Below are 959 nucleotides of genomic sequence, written 5' to 3' on the forward strand. Positions count from 1 at the left end.
ATGGCAAAAGAAAAGTTTGAACGTTCGAAACCGCACGTAAACGTAGGTACAATCGGCCACGTTGACCACGGTAAAACAACTCTAACTGCAGCAATCACTAACGTACTTGCAAAAGTATACGGTGGTGAAGCACGTGACTTCGCTCAAATCGATAACGCTCCAGAAGAGCGTGAGCGTGGTATCACAATCGCAACTTCACACGTAGAGTACGATACTCCAACTCGTCACTACGCACACGTTGACTGTCCTGGACACGCTGACTACGTTAAAAACATGATCACTGGTGCTGCTCAAATGGACGGCGCGATCCTAGTAGTTGCTGCAACTGACGGTCCTATGCCTCAGACTCGTGAGCACATCCTACTTTCTCGTCAGGTTGGTGTACCTTACATCATCGTATTCATGAACAAATGTGACATGGTTGACGACGAAGAGCTAATCGAGCTAGTAGAAATGGAAGTTCGTGAACTTCTTTCTGAGTACGATTTCCCAGGTGATGACCTACCACTAATCCAAGGTTCAGCTCTTAAAGCACTAGAAGGTGAGAAAGAGTGGGAAGACAAGATCGTTGAGCTTGCAGAAGCACTAGATTCTTACATCCCAGAGCCAGAGCGTGACATCGATAAGCCATTCATCATGCCTATCGAAGACGTATTCTCAATCCAGGGTCGTGGTACTGTTGTAACTGGCCGTGTTGAAGCTGGTATCATCAACGTGAACGACGAAGTTGAAATCGTAGGTATCAAAGAAACTACGAAGACAACTTGTACGGGTGTTGAAATGTTCCGTAAGCTTCTAGACGAAGGTCGTGCAGGTGAGAACATCGGTGCACTTCTACGTGGTACTAAGCGTGACGAAGTTGAGCGTGGTCAAGTACTTTCAGCTCCTGGTTCAATCCAGCCGCACACTAAGTTCACTTCAGAAGTATACGTACTTTCTAAAGATGAAGGTGGTCGTCA

The 959-nt window shown here is 46.5% G+C and carries 1 protein-coding gene; it reads left to right on the forward strand.

Features of this window, described 5'->3' with window-relative positions; translation table 11 throughout:
- On the forward strand, positions 1-959 hold a 959-nt coding region (gene tuf / locus N483_RS00455), incomplete at its 3' end, for an elongation factor Tu (RefSeq protein ID WP_063383303.1).

Source organism: Pseudoalteromonas luteoviolacea NCIMB 1944, from assembly GCF_001625565.1.
Taxonomy (GTDB): Bacteria; Pseudomonadota; Gammaproteobacteria; order Enterobacterales; family Alteromonadaceae; genus Pseudoalteromonas; species Pseudoalteromonas luteoviolacea_F.